Origin of the sequence: Bradyrhizobium sp. CIR18, assembly GCF_014198295.1 — a bacterium.
In the GTDB taxonomy this organism is placed as follows: Bacteria; Pseudomonadota; Alphaproteobacteria; order Rhizobiales; family Xanthobacteraceae; genus Bradyrhizobium.
Map to the genome: position 1 here is coordinate 272,662 of NZ_JACIHF010000011.1, position 14,447 is coordinate 287,108.

The following is a 14,447-nucleotide window of genomic DNA, read 5'->3' on the forward strand; positions in this document are numbered from 1 at the left end:
CGCGATGCCAATGCGAGCGCGTAGCGGCTCTCAGGAGAAAGATTTACCAGCCGCAATCGCCGTCAGTTCTAATTTGACTCCAGCACCAAGATCAGCGACGCCGATCACGGCGCGCGCAGGCAGCTGAGCGGGTGCGAAATGCGCGGTCCAGGCGGAGTTGAGAGCAGCCTTCTCGCCGGGATCCGTCAGATAGATAGTCACCTGCAAGACGTTGGACAGGTTAGATCCGACTTTCTGGAGTAGACGTGACAGTTGGCCCAGCACGTCTTCTGCCTGGCCGGCCATTTCCAGGGTCGTGTCCTCCGCGACGATTCCGCCGATGTAGAGCACGCCGTTATGCTCAACAACTTCGTGGAGCAGTGCTTCGTATGGCAGGGTGCGCTTGATCATTGTGCCACCGATGATGACGCAGCCACGGACGCGCCATAGGGCACGTTCTTTCCGCCATAACGGCGCACTCGGATATTGGCCTGCTCAGCGTGACCGACAAACCCTTCGAGATTGCAGAGCCGCGAGCAATAGGCGCCCACCTCTGCCGCGGCCTTGTCAGTAATGACGCGCTGATACGTCACGGTCTTCAGGAACTTCCCTACCCAAAGACCACCGGTGTAGCGAGCGGCGGTCCTTGTCGGCAGCGTGTGGTTTGTCCCGATGACCTTGTCGCCAAACGCGACGTTCGTGCGCGGCCCGAGGAAGAGTGAGCCGTAATTGGTGAGGTGCTCCAGGAAGTAATCGGGATCGCGCGTCATGACCTGGACGTGCTCAGATGCGATACGATTGGCTTCTCGCACCATCTCGGCGTCATCTGCGCAAACGATCACCTCCCCATGTGCCTCCCAAGCTTTCCGGGCGATAGTCGCCGTCGGCAGAATGCCGAGCAGTCTCTCGATCTCTGAGATCGTGTCCTTTGCCAACTTCTCAGAAGTTGTCAGAAGAATTGCCGGGGAATCGGGTCCATGTTCGGCCTGGCCCAGCAGGTCGGTGGCGCACAATTCACCATCGATTGAATCGTCGGCAATTACCAGGGTTTCAGTCGGTCCGGCGAACAAATCGATGCCGACGCGACCAAACAGCTGCCGTTTCGCTTCCGCAACGTATGCGTTGCCCGGTCCAACCAGCATGTCGGCGGCCGGAATGGATTCAGTGCCGAGTGCCATTGCGCCGACTGCCTGAACGCCACCAAGACAATATACTTCATCGGCGCCTGCAAGCTTCTGAGCTGCCACGATCGCTGGGGCTGGACGACCTTGATAGGGCGGAGCGCACGTCAGGACACGCTTCACCCCTGCAACTTTGGCGGTAATGACGGACATGTGGGCCGAAGCGAGCAGGGGGTACTTGCCACCCGGAACGTAGCAACCGACAGCGTCGACCGGGATATTCTTGTGACCAAGGATGACCCCCGGAAGTGTCTCCGCCTCGACATCCTTAAGGGCGGAACGTTGAATTTCGGCGAAGTTGCGGACTTGCTCCTGCGCAAACCGGATGTCATCGAGGTCCTGACGCGACAACTGGCTGATGCAGTCTGCAATTTCTTTCTCGGTAAGCCTGAAATCGGCGCGGTCCCAACCGTCGAACTTGCGCGATGCATCGCGCACGGCGGCATCCCCTCGCGAAGCAATGTCCGCCAACAGCGTTTCAACCGTTGCCCGGATGCTCGCATCCTCGATCGCCTGAGCGCCGGCATCCCGTCCTGACTTCACAATCTTCGGCATATAGGTTATCCTCCGGCCAGTTGTCTGACATGTCACATCTGACATGTCAATAGGTGCGAGGGCGTGTCTTGGACGAGGCGATCGAAGGTCAGATCAAGGACCAGTTCTACGAGACGTTGAAACTTGCAATCATTTCCTGCGAGCTGCCGCCGGGGGAGGAGTTGTCCGAGGGCTATCTCGCTGCCCACTATGGTGTCGGCAAGGCGTCAGTGCGGCACGCGCTGTCCCGTCTCGGCCAGGACGGCTGGGTTACGAGCAGGCCGCGTAGTGGGCATGTCGTGGCGCCGATGACGATGGAAGATGTGGTGGATATCTTCGCCATGCGCGAGATCGTCGAGCCGGAGTCTGCCGCGCGTGCGGCGGGTAACATTTCAGAAGCGAAACTGAGGCGTCTGAACAAGGCATGCGCCAATCCCTATCGCGTGGGCGACATCTCCGCCAAACGACGGTTTCTGCTCGCCAACCGCGACTTTCATGTCGCGATCGCCAACGCCAGCGGAAGCTCCCGGCTGGCGAAATCCGTGGCAAAGCTGCACGACGAATCCCTGCGCATTCTATATCTAACCGCCAGCGAATCGGAGTTGTCGGACGACTGGTCGCGCGGTCATGGTCCGATGATCGAGGCTATTGTCGCAGGCGATCGGGCTGCGGCGCATAGAACCACGCTCGACGGGATCAGGCGCAGCCAGGACCGCGTCATGGCAGTCTTCGCGGCTGCGCCCGAACTGATTACAGGTCGACGGACGCTCAGGATCCCGGCGCGTCTGGCGGCGGCGAGATCTTGATGGCTTTCAATCTATGGCGGCGGTCACCTTGATCTCGACGAAGTGACGCTGAGAGGCGAGCGACGCGCCGACTGTGGCACGCGCCGGCGCCTGGCCTTCCGGCATCCACTCTTCCCATATCGCATTCATCTTCGGCGCGTCTTCCATCGATGCGAGCCAGATCTGCGCCGACAGGATCTTTGTTTTGTCGCTGCCCGCTTCCTTGAGCAGCGCGTCAATTTTCGCAAGCGTCTCCCTGGTCTGTCCCTCGACCGGAGCGTTCAGGTCGTCGGCGACCTGTCCCGCCAGATATGCAATTCCACGGTGAACGACGAGTTTGCTCAGCCGCTTGTTGGTTCCGCTGCGGTGGATCGTCATGGGGCATTCTCCTTCGATTGCCAATCAAACCGCGCGCCCATTGACATGTCAGAACTGACATGTCAATGATGTCCCAACTGGTGTTTTGAGTCGAGACGAGGGAGGCCCCATGAGCAGGATTAAGCCTACGACCGCTCTGTCGCGTCGCGCATTTCTGGGAACGGCGGCTGTTGCCGGTGGAGCGGTGTTCGCGCCTTCGATCTGGGGGCTGCGGGCACAAGAAAACCGACGCATCGTGCTACGCGATCCCGGTGGCCCTTACACTCCCGGCTTCACCGTGGCGTTCTACGAACCCTTCAAGAAGGCCACCGGCATCGAAGTGGCTGGCGTGGTCGGCCAGCATGATCCGATTGCCTATATAAAAAGCATGGTCGAGACTAAGAGTTACGTCTGGGACGGCGCTCTTCTGAACAACATGTCTCACGATGTGCTCATGGACTCGAAGTCCGGTATGTTTCTCGATGAGCATCGGGCCTCGGCCGGCGGCATTCCGGAGCGCTATGTTACCCCGAGCTTTATGCCGGTCCTGGCGCTCCAGACCGTGTTCGCTTATCGCGGCGATGCCTTCGTTGGAAAGACGGCTCCTGGCTCGTGGGCTGATTTCTGGAACGTGAAGGACTTTCCGGGCCGCCGCGCGTTGCGGAAGGCGCCTCAGGATACTCTCGAGCAAGCGCTTCTTGCGGACGGCGTTCCTGCCGATCAGCTCTACCCTCTGGACCTCGATCGCGCCTTCAAAAGCCTCGATCTCCTGAAGAAGGACGTGCAGATCTGGTGGACTGGCGGCGCTCAGACCTCGCAGATGCTGAAAACTCGCGAAGTGGATCTCTGCCCAACGTGGAACGCGCGCGCTCAGGCGGCGGTCGATGAGGGAGCGCCGGCGAAACTGGTGTTCAACCAGGGTCTTCTTGGGACGGAGGGATTCTGTGTCATCAAGGGCGGACCAAAGGCTGATCTCGTCCGCGAATTCATTGCTTTCACGCGAGATCCCCAACGCCAGGCGGCGTTCACCAAGGACCTTTCCTATGGGCCAGTCCACCCCGACGCCTACAAGTATATCGGCGCCGAGCGCGCCAAGGTGCTTCCGACCTCGCCTGAGAACTTAAAGACAGCCGTCCAGATCAACACGAAGTATTGGGCTGGAGTGCAAAGCGCGGTTCAAGAGCGCTTCAACGCCTGGCTGCTGGGATGAGGGGAGCCAATTTGGCGAAATCTATCAAGCTCGCGACGCGCAATGTCGGCAAAACGTATGGTTCAGTCGTTGCGCTCCAGGGTGCGTCTTTCGATCTAGCGGAAGGCGAGTTCCTGACGCTGCTGGGACCGTCCGGCTCGGGAAAGACCACCCTGCTCATGATCGTAGCAGGGCTGGTCATGCCAACCTCGGGGCAGGTGATGATCGACGGTCGGCCAGCCACAAATGCGCCGAGTTACGATCGGGACATCGGCATGGTGTTCCAGAGCTACGCGCTGTTTCCGCATCTGTCTGTTGCGGAGAACGTGGCGTTTCCACTCGAGATGAGAAAGCTGCGAAAGGCCGAGATCGAGGAACGCGTGCGCGCGACGCTGGACCTTGTCCGCCTCGGTCATCTCGCGGACCGATTGCCAGCGCGTCTGTCCGGCGGCCAGCAACAGCGCGTGGCGCTCGCCCGTGCGATGGTCTATCGGCCCTCGATCATATTGATGGATGAGCCTTTGGGTGCGCTCGACAAGAAGCTGCGCGAGCAGATGCAGGAAGAGATTCGTCGTCTCCACCGAGAGCTCGGCATCACCGTTCTTTATGTGACGCACGACCAGGATGAGGCCATGGGCCTTTCGGACCGGATTTGCCTCATGAACAATGCGCAGATCGAGCAAATCGGTTCGCCTGACGAGTTGTATTTCCGCCCGCAGACGGCATTTGCGGCAAACTTCATCGGTGAGTCCAACCTGCTGCCGGTCTCGATAACGAGCTCCGCGGGCCACGAGCGCGAACTCAAGAGCAAGGTCGGAACGACCTTCCATGGATGCGCAGTCGACGGAAGTCCGGTCCAGGGCGAGGCGCTTCTCGGGATTCGACCGGAGCGGCTGAGGCTGCTCGCCAGCGCCGAAGTCGCGGACAACGAGTTGACGGGCAAGATTCGCGAGAGCGTGATGCTGGGCGCGCTGACGCGCGTCACGATCGACGCCGAAGATGGCGGTCGATTGACAGCTCTCCTCCTGACGGCTGGGAACAGCCGGCTCAAGCCGGGCGAAGTGGTGCGCGTCGGCTGGGAAACCGGCGCAGGAATTGTGCTTCCAAAAGCTGCGTGAGTCGAGGAAGCCTGTGACCATTCTATCCGAAACAACCCCATCGGAGCCCCTTACAATTTCGCCGCGTCGCGAGAACGCCGGCGGTTGGGTGCTTCTGATCCCAATTGCGGTTCTGCTGGGCGGTTTCTTCCTTTATCCGGTCGTCAGGCTCCTGGGACTCAGCCTGTTTGATGGTTCAGGCCACTTCACTCTCCTCCAGTACAGCCGCCTGTTCGGAAGCCCGGTGTACGTGTCCGTCCTCTGGACGACGCTGCAGATCGCGTTCTGGACGACCGTCGTCTCGCTGATTGCGGGTTATCCAGTCGCCTACGCGATCGCGCGAGCGGACGGGCAAGGTCGCGCGCGTCTGATGCTTTGGGTCCTGCTGCCGTTTTGGACCAGCTTCCTCGTTCGCACATTCGCATGGATTGTACTGCTGGGGCGAACCGGCGTGGTCAACGATACGCTCCTGAGGCTCGGACTGACGCAAGCGCCGTTGGACCTGATCTACAATATGGCGGGCGTGCTGGTCGGCATGGTTCACGCCTTGATGCCACTTGCGATCCTGACGCTCGTCCCGGTGATGGAGAAGATCAACCGCGACCTCGAGCGAGCGGCCTCGATCATGGGAGCGCGCGGAGGAGCGACGTTCTGGCGGATCTACTTTCCGCTGTCCTTCCCAGGTGTCGCCGCGGCGGGACTGCTCGTCTTTATCTCGGCCCTCGGCTTCTTCATCACGCCTGCCCTGCTCGGGTCGCCAAAGCAGACGATGATCGGGCAACTCATCATCCAGCAAATCCAGGAAATGATGAATTGGCCTTTTGCTGGCGCCATCTCGGCACTGCTAATCATCGCCACCCTGATAATCTTCTTGCTGTATGACCGCCTACTCGGCATGTCGACGCTGGCGGGCGAATCGAATGACAGCTCCCGCTCCTCGACCGGCTCGAGCAAGATCAGCAAGGTCTGCCTCGGGCTGGCTGGGCGTTGCTCAGACGGTATGGCCTCATGGCTCGGCGCGCTCGGCATTAAGGGCGGACCAGCCACACTGGGGCAGGGAACGCGAGTTCTTGTTCTGCTGTTTCTTTCAGTACCCGCACTCTTTCTGATACCGGTGTCATTCTCAAAGGGGGCTTTCATCGAATGGCCGCCGGCATTGTTCTCGCTCCAATGGTACGCCGGCATCGCCGAGTCTTCGCAATGGCTGCAGGCGGCAACGCGGTCCATTTTGGTCGCGGGACTGTCTGCATTGCTGGCGCTCCTGATCGGGACACCTGCGGCGTTCGCGCTCAATCGCTTCAATCTGCCGGGCAAGTCAGCTGTGCTCGCGATGATTTTGGCGCCGTTGATTGTGCCCCGTATCGTCACCGCGGTCGGGCTCTTCTATCTCTTCGCACAGCTGGGTCTCATCGGAAGTACCTTCGGCTTGATCCTTGGGCACGCGGTCCTCTCGGTCCCCTATGTGACGATCACCGTGATGGCCGTGCTCCGGCATCATGACTGGCGCCTCGAGCAAGCTGCGTCGACGATGGGAGCTCGGCGGGTCGCCACGCTTCGCCGCGTCACGCTTCCTCTCATCCGGAATGGGCTGGTCGCAGCTTATCTCTTTGCATTCGTCACCTCCTTCGACGAATTGACGGTGGCTCTCTTCGTCACCGGCGGTCTGTTCGGAACGCTTCCAAAGCAAATGTGGGACGACGCCCTTCTGAAGGTGAGTCCCACGCTCGCTGCCGTTTCGGTCGTTCTTCTAGTCCTGATCACGGCATTCGTCATGATAGCCGAGCGCCTCTCGCGCGCCCGCAGCGCTTAGAGCAATGTCTGTGCAAGAAAGTCGACATGCGGAACGAACGGTTTTCGTCATTGGAGCTGGAGCAGTCGGGTTAAGTGCTGCCATTCAGCTCAGGCGACGTGGATTGGCCGTCACCGTAGTTGAGGAGGGGCAGCCCGCGGCCGGCGCATCTTACGGGAATTCCGGCATGCTTGTGGCCGACACCGCAATGCCGACATCTCAGCCCGGGATGATCTGGAAGGTGCCTGGGTGGCTCGCCGATCCTCTGGGGCCGTTGACGGTGAAGGCACGCTACTTCCCAAGGGCTCTGCCGTGGCTATTGCGCTACCTCCTCTCAGGCACGCGTAGCCACGTATTTCATGCTTCGATGGCTTTGCGCGCGCTTCATCAATCGACTTTTGAGGGTTGGCGGGAAAACGTCGGGGCGAATGCGATGAATCGCCTGACGCGCCGCGATGGCCAAGTCTACCTTTGGGAAGGCCTGACCGAGGCGCCTCCCCGCAGCCTTGAAGATGATGTGCGATCCCATTTGGGAATCGAAGCAGAAACACTGGGAATCGATCAGATCCGGCAATTCTTTCCGGGAATCTCGTCCGATGTGTCGTACGGATTGCTCATCCGGGGCAACGGTCACACGGTGGATCCGGGAGCTCTCATCCGTGCCCTGGCGACCCAATTCCTCGGTGAGGGCGGCGACTTCGTGCAGGAGCGCGTCGTCAAGCTTTGGCGCAACGAGACCGGCCGCTGGGTCATCATGACCAATCTCAACAACTATCAGGCGGATCTGGTCGTGGTGGCGGCCGGCGCCTGGTCCGCGCGATTGCTCGAACCGCTTGGCGTGAGAATTCCATTGGAGAGCGAGCGTGGCTATCATGTTATGCTGCGCAATCCCTCGGTCCGCCTCGGGATGCCGATCCTCAACAAGACCAGCTATTTCGGCGTCAGCTCGATGTCGGAAGGTCTGCGCGTATCAGGAACAGTCGAGATCGGAGGATTGGACGCGCCGCCATCGTTGCCGCGGGCGGAAAATCTCATCAAGCTTGCCACGCGCCTGTTTCCGCAGCTGACGTATGACGAGACAGCCTATTGGATGGGGCACCGTCCCTCAACGCCGGACGGTCTTCCGGTGATCGGCCCGATCACCGGTCAGCAGGGACTGCACGTTTGCTTCGGGCACGGACATTCGGGTTTGACCGGTGCGCCCATGAGCGGGCGACTGCTTGCGCAGCTCATGACAGGCGAAAAGCCCGCGATCGATCCGACGCCATATGCGCCGGCACGCTTTGCCTGATCGAAGAAGTTCGCAGCGATGGAATTCAAACCGAGGGAGACAGTGAATGGCCACCGAAGAAGCGAATCAGAGAACGCTGGTTTGGCCGCAGCTTCCGCATTCCAACCGCCGGCCGATCGATAGCCGCTTTGAAAAGGGAGCGGCTTATGTTGCCGGCGAGTTCTGCCCGATCGAGGAAGCAACGTTGCCGCTGCTCGACTGGGGCTTTCTGCGATCGGATGCTTGCCAGGAGACCATCTCGACGTGGAACGGCCAGTTCTTCCGGCTGCAGGATCATCTCGATCGTTTTGAGCGCTCTCTGAAGCGACTGCGAATGGAATCGCCGGAGACGATCGGACGCATCCGTGAAATCGCCCACAGGCTCGTAGCCATTTGTGGCTATTCGGATGCCTACGTTCAGATTATCATGACGCGCGGGCGGCCGCCGATAGGTAGCCGCGATATCAGGCTGTGCAAGAACCGCTTTCAGGCCTTCTGCATACCGTACATGTGGCTTGCGAAGCCCGAAGTGCAGCAGAAGGGTCTTTCACTGTTCATCAGCAGACGTGTGCGTGTTCCCTCCGTCTCAGTCGATCCATTCATCAAGCACTACCACTGGCTCGACTTCGAGATGAGCTTGTTCGACGGGTTTGATGCCGGAGCTGACACTGTCGTTCTGGTCGATCTGAACGGTAAGATCACGGAGGGCCCGGGGTTCAATTTATTCGCCGATATCGATGGCCGGCTCGTGACGCCATCGACCGGCGTGCTGGATGGCATGACTCGTCGGACCACGTTGGAGTTGTGCGAGGAGATGGGAATCGCTGCCGCCGCTGGTTCGATCTCCGAGACGCAGCTCCTGCAATCAAATGAAATCTTCCTCACCAGCACCGCTGGTGGGATTATCCCGATCACGTCCATCGGCGAACGGACTGTTGGAGATGGTCGACCCGGTCCGAAGACGGTTCAGCTCCACAGGGCCTACTGGTCGAGGCGGGCTGCCGGTTGGCTCGGCGAACCGGTGAGATACGACATTGCGCCGTAACTGATCCGGTCAGGTTGCCACTCCGGCGTTCTGCTGCATTTCAGCGAAAGAAGTCATCGCGACGTTCGGGTGGCCCGGGCGCACTAATGCACGATATGGAGAGATCCTGTGCCGCAATTGCCGAGTGCCGATTTCCTTCACCATCTGGCAGACGTCGCCGATCGCGAAACCCTGCCACGCTTTCGAACCGAACTCGCTATCGATACAAAGTTCAAGGAGGGTTACACGTTCGACCCGGTGACAGAGGCTGATCGGCAAGCTGAAATTGCCGTTCGAGCCGCAACTGGCGCAAAATATCCGGATCACGCCATTTTAGGTGAAGAAACCGGTCTAATCGGGACGGGTCCTTTCCGCTGGGTGTTGGATCCGGTAGATGGGACGCGTCCCTTCATTTGTGGCCTTCCTGTTTGGGGCACGCTGATTGGCCTGACCGTCAACGGGCGGGCCGAGCTAGGGCTGATGAGCCAGCCCTTCACGGGCGAGCGTTTCTGGGCCGACACTGATGGGGCGTGGTACGAACGTCACGGCAGGCGGCAGCGACTGTTCACGCGCGATGTCGGCACGTTGTCGAACGCCATCCTGCATACGACGTCGCCCGAGCACTATCACGGGGATCTAAAGTCAGGATTTGATCGCTTAGCGGCTTGACGATCCGCTTAATTTCAATCGCACCGCGACCGTCATTCCGGGGTCTTCATCCCGCGTCTAGCGAATGCCGATGTGCTGGTCATCACCGCGGCCGATGCCAGCCATCCATCGCGCTGCCGTTCGTTATCCGGACTGCCGTCGTCGAGGGCGTTGCGACGGCAACGGAGGTCTCGACTATCGGCATCCTGTACTCGACCTGCGCGGGTCTTCTCATTTACCGGCAGTTCGTGGTTGCGAACGTTGCGAAAATATTGGCCGGGATTGAGGCGTCCTCCCGGCCAAACCGCCGCGCGCGTCTATTAGAACATTCCGATCGAGGCGAAAAGCGCAACCTCGATTAGGACAGTGAGGCTCATGATAGGTCGATAAAGATCGTCACTTCGAGAGAGCAGATATGTAGCTTCGGTCTAAGACGGTCGGTCTGACCGCGCCGTCGAACAGCACCGTAACGCCGGGGGTGCGAATACTTATTTCGACAATGGTGCCGGTCTTGTGGGCCAAGCTTGGGAACTGAACGATCCCCAGGTCGCTCATCTTGAAACGACTGCCGACAACAAGCCTGTTATCCTGCTCAGCGGTCATTTGGTAAATCCCAACCCGTCTCATTGTGAGCCGACAAGACGTTTCTGTGGGCTTGCCTTGGCCTTTGTCTTTGCTGTGACGAATTGAATTCCGACGTGAGACCCGTCCACCCAAATCAGCTCGCAGCGCCGAAATGCCAGTCCAGTGGACGACAGAACCAAGAAGAATTCCTGTGCCTTCAGGGGGTCCGTTGACCCCTCGACCTCAAGCTTGGCACCGCTTGCAGAGGCGTCGATGAGAATGCAGCTTCTTCGCCACGTGCCATCAACACGCATGATGCTCACGATGTGCTTGTGTTCAAATCGAACGCGGTGCGCCTTTCGATTGTTCTCTGTCATCTGCAATCCACGATTTTAAATCAGTTGGTTCAAATAAACAGGTTGCCTCTCTGCGCGTCTCTGCAATCAGCAGATCGATCCGCGCCGACTGAGCCAGTAAAGTCGTTCTGGTTGTCTCATTCAGTCGGGTCTGTCCGACGATCAACTGGATGCAGCCATTCGCGAGTTCAAGAATGAAGATGGCCTGACGAGCGTCATCTAATGTCTGAATTTCGAAAGCTTGAACCTGCGCCAACCAAGCGACGACGTTCCTCAAAACATCGGGCAGTCCATAGCACGAGGGGCTTGTTGCAGTTTTCTTGTATGGCCGTCGAAATTCCAGCACTGACGACATCTGTCGCAAATCTCTCTGTAATGCGGTTCGGCGCTGTCGTGCCGAAAGAACCAAAAAAGCGATGATGAAAAAAGCGAGTACAACGGGACACTCGGGCAAGCATTGCCATTGCAAAGATGGCAGCGCCGACCGGGCTGTAAACTGTCCGTGTACAGAATTTAAGTTAAAGCAGTTGAAAAAGAGTTAGCAGGTTGCAAGCAACCGGTATTGTAGTACGCAAGTTGCGTCGGGAACGTATCGAAATTCGGCGAACAATGGGTTGCCAAATAATCCAGGCTCGCGGCTCTGCGCGGAAGGCGACGCGGACGGTAGTGGCTGCTGATCTTCTAGGCATTGCAATGGGCTCATCAGCGTCGCCGACGGCGCTCACTTAATCGTGCCCTCCTTCGCGACACGGAAGCTACGAACATAACATCCTTGTCGCTGAACGGCTGACCTAATTTCGTCGCTTACTTTGCGAATTCTTTTCCTGCTCTTACGCCAACTATTTGCTGAGTAAGCGCCGGGTATCGCGGCTCCTGTGCCTAGAACGAGTAAGTCCCGCTTGCCATTGCGATAGACATCAAACACTTTGCGCCCCCGCTGTTCGTATGAAGTAAACATGAAATATGTTTCGGCCGTATCAATGGACGAGTTTAGTATCTGGAATGTCTGTGCGGGTTGTAAATCTGCAACGCCCGAGACTTTTGCTTCGCCGCGCTCCGGTATTGGAACGAACTGATGCAAAGCCCAGACCATCGTCAAACTGAGGCGCGCGCCTTAGCGCAGGGAGTAAGAACCGACCGAACTCCGCCACAACTGAATGAACAAATGCACGCATGCCCCAAGCCACCCGATGCGATCACTGCAACGAAGAGTTCGCGCCCGAAGAGCTGACCGTTCTTGCGCCACCGGCCGGGGACGGCGAGCTGATCTGCGCTCGGTGCATCGAGATCAAGCTGCGTCGAGCTGTCGCGAAGCTGGCGCGCGGTGATAACTCACGCTGGAGACCCGTTGGGGATGAACGCCTTGGCGTTGCTCCCGATGCGCGAGATGCCTTCGCGAAGTGTTCGGCGAGCTGGCCAAGCACGAGGTGATCGGCCCCGGCATCATTGGTAGCGTCGCGCCAAGGTGCAGCGCCAGCACCTCGCGCCACACACCGGGCAAAACACGATACGATGACTGTTACCCTGCTTCAGCTCAGATCGAAAAAACGGCAGCGATGACATCACTCGATGGCCCGCCGAACGTCTACCGCTTATTTGCCGCCCCCCAGCCGAGGCGTTCGCAGTAGAGGATTGCAAGGTCCGCTTGTGAGAGAGTCTTGAGATAATCGATGTCGTCGGCCGTTACCATCCACTCAAGCAACTTCTCGCGAGACGTGGACTTGTAGGTCTCGTAAAAGGACAATGCCAGCTCTAACCAGTTTGTCGCTTGCCTCGGAATCTGTCGCCGCTCTCGAAAGAAAGTGTCGGGATGACGTTTCCACGCAGCCAGTTCTACATCCGTAATTGGCGTGCGCACCATAATGTTCTGGCCCCCATCGATAGACTGATAGCACCCCATGATAGCCTTCTCGTGCTCCAAAACGATCGCCTCATAGAGCCGAGCCGGGACTTCTTTTCCTCTCGCATCTGGGACTGAATAGACTTCGCCGAAACGCAGCCGTGGCGGCGAATCTTCGGGTGCGAAGGCGAACTCCGGATTTTCGCAATTGAATGTGGAAGGGATTTCGTAATGCTCTTTCATCGAATCAAGAAGAGCGAGCATTTCCTTATGCCTTTCATGGGACTCGAGAACGTCCTTTAAGCGGTTGAAGCCGACGTCAGGTCCAAAGTCTGGAATGCGGCAACCTGCTGCGATCACCTGAGTGTTGCTGCCGATTGCGTCCAGGTTGTTGTGGAACGAGTGGTTAGTCACCAGCACGTATGCACTTGGCTTTTCTCCACCATCCGGAGCCCCCGCCCTTTCCACGCTGCGGATCTGATCAAGGGCTGCTCTGGGCCATCCGACTTGGAATGATGGTTCCGTCACTATATCCGGCACATTGACTTCGATCACTGCGGGCCAGAAGGCGACATTCCTGCCTCGTCAAAGAGGTCAGTGATCAAGTCGGCCTTGCGGCGCGTCGGCCTCTTAGCCTCGTCGCGCGCTTCGGCGGGCAATGCGAGTGAGCTAGAGGTCGCTATGTTTTGTGCGAAGTCGCCACGGCTGGGCCTAATTAGTACCTGCCAGAGACGGATCAAATTCCGCGTTTGCCATCATCGATGTGCAAATAATCTGCATTGAACTCGGCAAGGGCTTCGAGTTCTCCACGATTCAGAAGCATTACCTCGCGCTTTTCCCACTCGATCAAATCACGAGATCGAAGTTCCTGGATCATCCGGTTGACATGCACAACCGATAGGCCGCAGGCGTCCGCCATGTTCTGCTGTGTGAATGGGAACTCGAAACTGTTGTTGCGCATGAGCCCGACGACTTCGAGGCGGGCTGCAAGCTCACAGAGAAGGTGCGCGATCCTCGACAAGGCTGAACGCGCTCCAAGGGCTGCAACCCACTCCCGGAATACAGCGCCATCGGTCAACGTTTCGCGCCAAAAAACATGAGTTAGCGGCGCGGATGATGCCAGTAAGTTTTGCAGATGCGAGTGCGGAATAAACGCCACTGTCGAGGGACCCACGCTGCAAAGATCATGATCCATGCGCGGGAGATGCAGGGTATGCAAATCGGGAATATCGCCTGGAACGTACAATGCGAGAATTTGCGATCGGCTGCCAACAATCTTTTGGCGAAAAACATACCCGTTAACGACCGCGCCACAGTGAGTCGCTGTATCGCCCTCGCGTAATATGTAATCGCCGTCAGCGAACTGCTTCAACTTAACGGGTAGTCTCAACAGTTGGTCGCGCTCCATTGGGGACAGGCCATTAACAGCTTGCAAGCGGCCGATGAGCCTTTCGAGTGACATTTTGTAGCCCCCTGAAGTTCAGGGAATTTTCCTCCATTGAAGCAAAGGTAGCACTAGCGGCCGCGTGAGACCAAGCGCGGCCAAGTTTGTCCCGACCTACGCAATAGAATCAAGGCCTTGGAAGAAATGCAGGCACCTTGGACTAAGTGGCTGCCAACTCCAGAATTTCCGCAACGGTGAAAAGCGCCGTTTCGACGACCGCCGAGGCGCTTCCGGTTTACCTCCGGCATCGGACAGCTCGTGTGAGGCGCCAACGGAAGCGATGGGCCATGTGTGGACGGCTCCTGGTTGGCAAGGAGAATCTTCACTTTGCGGCGTTGGTCGGAGCGGCCATGTGTTCGGCCTGTTTGCGCGGTTCACGTGACCGCTGGC

The 14,447-nt window shown here is 58.5% G+C and carries 16 protein-coding genes and 1 pseudogene; 8 read left to right on the forward strand and 9 right to left on the reverse strand.

Annotated elements, in window-relative coordinates; translation table 11 throughout:
* Nucleotides 1–30 precede the first annotated feature (30 nt).
* Together GGD65_RS29250 and hisD are read right to left on the reverse strand one after the other, a co-directional pair.
* The gene (locus GGD65_RS29250; RefSeq protein WP_183237430.1) at nucleotides 31–390 is read right to left on the reverse strand and encodes a RidA family protein; all 360 of its coding nucleotides are present in this window, start codon (nucleotides 388–390) and stop codon (nucleotides 31–33) included.
* A complete protein-coding gene (gene hisD / locus GGD65_RS29255) occupies nucleotides 387–1,715 on the reverse strand; it encodes a histidinol dehydrogenase (RefSeq protein WP_183237431.1) in 1,329 nt (442 codons plus the stop codon). Before hisD ends, GGD65_RS29250 begins: the two co-directional genes overlap by 4 nt.
* A gap of 68 nt (nucleotides 1,716–1,783) precedes the next feature.
* On the opposite strand from hisD, the gene GGD65_RS29260 reads away from it, so the two are divergent.
* Complete coding sequence (locus tag GGD65_RS29260; RefSeq protein ID WP_183237432.1) at nucleotides 1,784–2,500, forward strand: GntR family transcriptional regulator; 717 nt, start codon at nucleotides 1,784–1,786, stop codon at nucleotides 2,498–2,500.
* A 6-nt stretch (nucleotides 2,501–2,506) separates the two neighbouring features.
* On the opposite strand, the gene GGD65_RS29265 is transcribed toward GGD65_RS29260, so the two are convergent.
* Complete coding sequence (locus GGD65_RS29265; protein WP_183237433.1) at nucleotides 2,507–2,857, reverse strand: RidA family protein; 351 nt, start codon at nucleotides 2,855–2,857, stop codon at nucleotides 2,507–2,509.
* 109 nt (nucleotides 2,858–2,966) lie between these two features.
* Between GGD65_RS29265 and GGD65_RS29270 the strand changes: the two genes are divergently transcribed.
* From GGD65_RS29270 to GGD65_RS29300, 7 genes and pseudogenes are all read left to right on the forward strand, one after another.
* Nucleotides 2,967–4,046, forward strand: a complete 1,080-nt coding sequence (locus GGD65_RS29270; RefSeq protein WP_183237434.1) for an ABC transporter substrate-binding protein — start codon at nucleotides 2,967–2,969, stop codon at nucleotides 4,044–4,046.
* Nucleotides 3,989–5,143, forward strand: a complete 1,155-nt coding sequence (locus GGD65_RS29275) for an ABC transporter ATP-binding protein (protein ID WP_246783427.1) — start codon at nucleotides 3,989–3,991, stop codon at nucleotides 5,141–5,143. The genes GGD65_RS29270 and GGD65_RS29275 overlap by 58 nt, the downstream gene beginning before the upstream one ends.
* A 13-nt stretch (nucleotides 5,144–5,156) precedes the next feature.
* Complete coding sequence (locus GGD65_RS29280) at nucleotides 5,157–6,932, forward strand: ABC transporter permease subunit (RefSeq protein ID WP_312014268.1); 1,776 nt, start codon at nucleotides 5,157–5,159, stop codon at nucleotides 6,930–6,932.
* 4 nt (nucleotides 6,933–6,936) lie between these two features.
* Nucleotides 6,937–8,202: an FAD-binding oxidoreductase gene (locus GGD65_RS29285; protein ID WP_183237435.1), complete on the forward strand. Its 1,266-nt coding sequence runs from the start codon at nucleotides 6,937–6,939 to the stop codon at nucleotides 8,200–8,202.
* 46 nt (nucleotides 8,203–8,248) lie between these two features.
* Complete coding sequence (locus GGD65_RS29290; RefSeq protein ID WP_183237436.1) at nucleotides 8,249–9,226, forward strand: aminotransferase class IV; 978 nt, start codon at nucleotides 8,249–8,251, stop codon at nucleotides 9,224–9,226.
* A gap of 108 nt (nucleotides 9,227–9,334) precedes the next feature.
* Complete coding sequence (locus GGD65_RS29295) at nucleotides 9,335–9,874, forward strand: inositol monophosphatase family protein (protein ID WP_312014142.1); 540 nt, start codon at nucleotides 9,335–9,337, stop codon at nucleotides 9,872–9,874.
* Between the two features lie 101 nt (nucleotides 9,875–9,975).
* Nucleotides 9,976–10,101 (forward strand): annotated as a pseudogene (locus GGD65_RS29300) (hypothetical protein); the annotation flags it as partial.
* A gap of 148 nt (nucleotides 10,102–10,249) precedes the next feature.
* On the opposite strand, the gene GGD65_RS29305 reads toward GGD65_RS29300, so the two are convergent.
* The 6 genes from GGD65_RS29305 to GGD65_RS29325 all read right to left on the reverse strand — a co-directional run bounded on the left by GGD65_RS29305 (nucleotide 10,250) and on the right by GGD65_RS29325 (nucleotide 14,075).
* Entirely contained in the window at nucleotides 10,250–10,456 is a 207-nt protein-coding gene (locus tag GGD65_RS29305) for a hypothetical protein (RefSeq protein ID WP_183237437.1), read from the reverse strand.
* A 20-nt stretch (nucleotides 10,457–10,476) separates the two neighbouring features.
* On the reverse strand, nucleotides 10,477–10,794 hold the full coding sequence (locus GGD65_RS29310; protein WP_183237438.1) for a PilZ domain-containing protein: 318 nt from the start codon (nucleotides 10,792–10,794) through the stop codon (nucleotides 10,477–10,479).
* The gene (locus tag GGD65_RS29315; protein WP_183237439.1) at nucleotides 10,754–11,128 is read right to left on the reverse strand and encodes a hypothetical protein; all 375 of its coding nucleotides are present in this window, start codon (nucleotides 11,126–11,128) and stop codon (nucleotides 10,754–10,756) included. Before GGD65_RS29315 ends, GGD65_RS29310 begins: the two co-directional genes overlap by 41 nt.
* Nucleotides 11,129–11,494: 366 nt before the next feature.
* The gene (locus GGD65_RS40360; protein ID WP_312014147.1) at nucleotides 11,495–11,698 is read right to left on the reverse strand and encodes a hypothetical protein; all 204 of its coding nucleotides are present in this window, start codon (nucleotides 11,696–11,698) and stop codon (nucleotides 11,495–11,497) included.
* Between the two features lie 660 nt (nucleotides 11,699–12,358).
* Nucleotides 12,359–13,168, reverse strand: a complete 810-nt coding sequence (locus GGD65_RS29320; RefSeq protein ID WP_183237440.1) for a hypothetical protein — start codon at nucleotides 13,166–13,168, stop codon at nucleotides 12,359–12,361.
* Nucleotides 13,169–13,349: 181 nt separating this feature from the next.
* Nucleotides 13,350–14,075: a Crp/Fnr family transcriptional regulator gene (locus GGD65_RS29325; RefSeq protein ID WP_183237441.1), complete on the reverse strand. Its 726-nt coding sequence runs from the start codon at nucleotides 14,073–14,075 to the stop codon at nucleotides 13,350–13,352.
* Nucleotides 14,076–14,447: the final 372 nt, after the last annotated feature.

Excerpts from the sequence above, each read along its gene's own strand:
- hisD (WP_183237431.1), bottom strand. The coding sequence starts at position 1,715 with ATGCCGAAGATTGTGAAGTCAGGACGGGATGCCGGCGCTCAGGCGATC.
- GGD65_RS29285 (WP_183237435.1), top strand. The coding sequence starts at position 6,937 with ATGTCTGTGCAAGAAAGTCGACATGCGGAACGAACGGTTTTCGTCATT.
- GGD65_RS29265 (WP_183237433.1), bottom strand. The coding sequence starts at position 2,857 with ATGACGATCCACCGCAGCGGAACCAACAAGCGGCTGAGCAAACTCGTC.
- GGD65_RS29310 (WP_183237438.1), bottom strand. The coding sequence starts at position 10,794 with ATGACAGAGAACAATCGAAAGGCGCACCGCGTTCGATTTGAACACAAG.
- GGD65_RS29290 (WP_183237436.1), top strand. The coding sequence starts at position 8,249 with ATGGCCACCGAAGAAGCGAATCAGAGAACGCTGGTTTGGCCGCAGCTT.
- GGD65_RS29270 (WP_183237434.1), top strand. The coding sequence starts at position 2,967 with ATGAGCAGGATTAAGCCTACGACCGCTCTGTCGCGTCGCGCATTTCTG.
- GGD65_RS29305 (WP_183237437.1), bottom strand. The coding sequence starts at position 10,456 with ATGACCGCTGAGCAGGATAACAGGCTTGTTGTCGGCAGTCGTTTCAAG.
- GGD65_RS29250 (WP_183237430.1), bottom strand. The coding sequence starts at position 390 with ATGATCAAGCGCACCCTGCCATACGAAGCACTGCTCCACGAAGTTGTT.
- GGD65_RS29315 (WP_183237439.1), bottom strand. The coding sequence starts at position 11,128 with ATGTCGTCAGTGCTGGAATTTCGACGGCCATACAAGAAAACTGCAACA.
- GGD65_RS29325 (WP_183237441.1), bottom strand. The coding sequence starts at position 14,075 with ATGTCACTCGAAAGGCTCATCGGCCGCTTGCAAGCTGTTAATGGCCTG.